The organism is Rhizobacter sp., from assembly GCF_031412075.1.
In the GTDB taxonomy this organism is placed as follows: Bacteria; Pseudomonadota; Gammaproteobacteria; order Burkholderiales; family Burkholderiaceae_C; genus Rhizobacter.
The window spans coordinates 1-3,931 of sequence record NZ_JANOCG010000606.1; the positions used below are offsets into that span (position 1 = coordinate 1).

The 3,931-nt window shown below is 67.0% G+C and carries 4 protein-coding genes; 3 read left to right on the plus strand and 1 reads right to left on the minus strand.

The features are described from left to right. On the plus strand, window positions 1–1,506 hold a 1,506-nt coding region (gene recG, locus RMO40_RS22375; RefSeq protein ID WP_309725810.1), incomplete at its 5' end, for an ATP-dependent DNA helicase RecG. A gap of 90 nt (window positions 1,507–1,596) precedes the next feature. After that, complete coding sequence (locus RMO40_RS22380) at window positions 1,597–2,811, plus strand: Yip1 family protein (protein ID WP_309725811.1); 1,215 nt, start codon at window positions 1,597–1,599, stop codon at window positions 2,809–2,811. Here the strand turns inward: RMO40_RS22380 and RMO40_RS22385 are convergent. After that, window positions 2,808–3,374, minus strand: coding sequence for a hypothetical protein (locus RMO40_RS22385; protein WP_309725812.1), 567 nt, complete (start codon window positions 3,372–3,374; stop codon window positions 2,808–2,810). The genes RMO40_RS22380 and RMO40_RS22385 overlap by 4 nt on opposite strands. 280 nt (window positions 3,375–3,654) lie before the next feature. Between RMO40_RS22385 and RMO40_RS22390 the strand changes: the two genes are divergently transcribed. Beyond that, window positions 3,655–3,931, plus strand: a 277-nt coding sequence (locus tag RMO40_RS22390; RefSeq protein ID WP_309725813.1) for a LysR family transcriptional regulator, incomplete at its 3' end; no start/stop codon positions are given.

Below are 3,931 nucleotides of genomic sequence, written 5' to 3' on the forward strand. Positions count from 1 at the left end.
AACCTGCGCGACTCGCTGCGCTTCTTGCACCACCCCACCCCCGACGTCAGCCTGGGCGAGCTCGAAGACAAGACCCACCCGGCGTGGCAGCGGCTCAAGTTCGAAGAGCTGTTGGCGCAACAGCTCTCGCAGCTGCAGGCCAAGAACGAACGGGCCGTGCAGCGTGCGCCACGCTTCACCGTGCGTGCGGGTGGCCTGCAAGAAAAGCTGCTCGCCGCCCTGCCCTTCAGCCTGACGGCCGCGCAGCGCCGCGTGGTCGAAGAGATCGCGCTCGACCTGCAGCGCGAGGTGCCGATGCACCGCCTGCTGCAAGGCGACGTGGGCTCGGGCAAGACGGTGGTGGCCGCGCTCGCGGCGGCGATTGCGATGAACGAAGGCTGGCAGTGCGCGCTGATGGCGCCGACCGAGATCCTGGCCGAGCAGCACTTTCGCAAGCTGGTGCAGTGGCTGGAGCCGCTGGGCATCCAGACCGCCTGGCTCACCGGCAGCCGCAAGGGCAAGAAGCGCGCAGAGATGCTGGTGCGTGTGGCCTCGGGCGAAGCGGCGCTGGTGGTGGGCACGCATGCCGTGATCCAGAGCGAGGTGCAGTTCGCCAAACTCGGGCTGGCGATCATCGACGAGCAGCACCGGTTTGGCGTAGCGCAGAGACTTGCTCTCAGAGACAAGCTGGAGCAACAGTCGCTGGAGCCGCACCTGCTGATGATGAGCGCCACGCCGATCCCGCGCACGCTGGCGATGACGCTTTTTGCCGACCTCGACGTGAGCACCATCGACGAGCTGCCGCCCGGCCGCACGCCCATCGTCACCAAGGTCTTCAGCGACAACAAACGCGAGGGCGTGATCCGCACCATCGCCGCCGAGGTGGCGCAGGGCAAGCAGGTCTACTGGGTCTGCCCGCTGATCGAAGAGAGCGAGAAGCTCGACCTGCAAAACGCCACCGCCACCCACGAACAGCTGAGCGCCGCCCTGCCCGGCCACAGCGTGGGCCTGCTGCACGGCCGCATGAACGCCAGCGACAAGGCGGCGGTGATGGCGCAGTTCACTGACGGCCAGATGCAGGTGCTGGTGAGCACCACCGTGATCGAAGTCGGTGTCGACGTGCCCAACGCCAGCCTGATGGTGATCGAACACGCCGAACGGTTTGGCCTGTCGCAACTGCACCAGCTGCGTGGGCGTGTGGGCCGCGGCTCGGTGGCGAGTGTGTGTGTGCTGCTCTACACCTCGCCGCTGTCGGACACCGGCAAGTCGCGCCTCAAGGCGATGGCCGAGACGAACGACGGCTTTGAGATCGCCCGCCGCGACCTGGAGATTCGCGGGCCGGGCGAGTTTCTCGGCGCGCGCCAATCGGGCGCGCCGCTGCTGCGCTTTGCCGACCTCACGCTCGACGAGCCGCTGGTGCATGTGGCACGGCAGGCCGCCGCGCAGCTGCTCGCCAACGAGCCACGCGTCGCCGAGCAACACGTGGCACGCTGGCTGGGCAGCAAGGCGGAGTTCCTGAAGGCCTGAGCCCGGCGGTGTGACGTTCGTCCTTAGGCAGCCGGCTCACACTCGGCTAGATTGACGCGTTGTTGGTACCACCCCGTTGGGAGACTCACCATGAACCTGATCCAGCGTGTGCAAGACATCTTGCTCAGACCCATCCCCACCTGGCCGGTGATCGAGCAGGAGGCCACCGACGTGGCCAGCCTCTACAAGAACTACCTGATCTACCTGGCCGCGATCCCGGCGCTGGCGGGCTTCATTGGCATGACGCTCATCGGCGTGGGCGGCTTCGGCACGACCATCCGCATGCCCTTCATGTGGGGTCTCACCCAACTGGTGGTGGGCTACGTGCTCTCACTGGCGATGGTGTTCGTGCTGGCGCTCATCGTCGACGCGCTCGCGCCCACCTTCAAGGGCAGCAAGAACCAGCTCAACGCCTTCAAGCTGGTGGCCTATGGCGCCACGGCCGGCTTCGTGGGCGGCATCTTCAGCCTGATTCCGGCGCTCGGCGTGCTGGGCTTGCTGGCGGCGCTGTACTCCATTTACCTCATCTACACCGGGCTGCCGGTGCTGATGAAATGCCCACAAGACAAGGCCGTGGCCTACACGGCGGTGGTGGTGCTGTGCGGCATCGTCGCCGGCATCGTGATGGGGGCGCTCATGGCCGCACTGAGCCCGATGCGCGGCTTCGGGCAGATGGGCGGCATGGGCGGAGGCGGCGAGGTGAGCGTCACCACCCCGCGCGGCGAAGTGAAGATCGACACCTCGAAGCTGGAGGCCATGGCCAAGAAGCTCGAAGAGGCGCAGAAGACGGGTGACCCCGCCGCCACCGGCAAAGCCTTGTCGGAGGCCATGGGTGCGATGGCGGGCGTGAGCGGCGAGCCGATTGCGCCGCAAGACCTGAAGGCCTTGTTGCCCGAGCGCCTGGGCGAGCTCGAGCGCGACTCGATCGAGGCCCAGGGCAACCAGGTCGTAGGCCTGGCGGGCTCGTCGGCCAAGGCCAGCTATGCGGCGGGCAGCCAGCGGGTCAGGCTGTCGGTCACCGACATCGGCGGCATGGCCGGCATGGCGGCCCTCGCCGGCTGGGCCAGCTCCACCCTCGACCGGGAAACCCCGGACAGGGTGGAGAAGGTCTACCAACAAGGCAAGCGCACGGTGCGCGAGCGCTACCGCAAAGACGGCAGCCAGGGCGAGTACACCGTGATCCTCGCCAACGGCGTGGTGGTCGAGGCCGATGGCCGGCGGGTCGAGATGCCGGCGCTGAAAAACATCGTCGAAGGGCTCGACCTCGCCAAGCTCGAAACGATGAAACGGCCTGCCAAGAGTTAAGAGCCGAAGTGCATCTGGTACTTGGCACCGTCTGAAAACTGGCACGCTCCCGTGCCCATGGTCGGCCCGGTGATCAGGTATTCGCACTGCGCGTTGACACCCTTGGGGCCGTAGGCGTTGGCAATGCCGCGCCGGCCGCTGAAGTTGCGCTGGTTCAGGCCCAGCACCTCGTTGTAGATGCGGCCAAAGGCGGCGTAACTCGCGTCGACACGCGTGGCCTCGCCTTGCAGCGTGTCGCCCAGGTAGCTGAGCGTGAAACTGCCGCGGCCGGTGTGGTTGTCGACCACCGTGGCGGTGATCAGGCCACCCTTGTTGGCCTGCGGGTTGAGCGGGTACAGGCGCGCACTCATCACGCTGGCTTGCGGCGGGCCGGCAGGCGCCGGCGGCGTGATCACGGTGACGCTGCCGCCGGGGCGGGCGCCCTGCCCCTCCGGGTGGATCGGGTAACCCTGCCCGGTGCGGGGGTCGATGGGCACCACGTAACAGGCTGACAAGGTGCTGGCCAGCAAGGCAGCCACGGCAAAGCGGGTGGTGAAAACAGCGCGCGAACGCGGTTGACTCATACAAGGCTTTCGGTACACGGCACATGCCGAGCCGGGAGAATCGGCCCCGCCGTGCCAGCCGGCAAGCGCCGAGCCTCGCGGTATCACAAGGTGATGCCGACGGGCGCATGACGCGAGACGGCGGCTGGGCTATTCTGCGGGCCATGACACTGACCGAGTTGCGCTACATCGTGGCGGTCGCCTGCGAAGGGCGAAAGAGGGCCCCCACGGAACGTGGGGATCGCAGCCCGCAGCAGGCGGTAGGCGACTGCGATGCGCGTGTCTGCAAAGAAAGCAAGACATGACACTGACAGAGCTGCGCTACATCGTCGCAGTCGCCCGCGAAAAACACTTTGGTCGCGCGGCAGAGGCCTGCTTCGTGTCGCAGCCCACGCTCAGTGTCGCCATCAAGAAGCTCGAAGAAGAACTCGACGTGAAGCTCTTCGAGCGCGGGGCCAACGAAGTGAGCGTGACGCCGCTGGGCGAAGAGATCGTGCGCCAGGCGCAGTCGGTGATCGAGCAGGCGGCCAACATCAAGGAGATCGCCAAACGCGGCAAAGACCCGGTGTCGGGCCCGC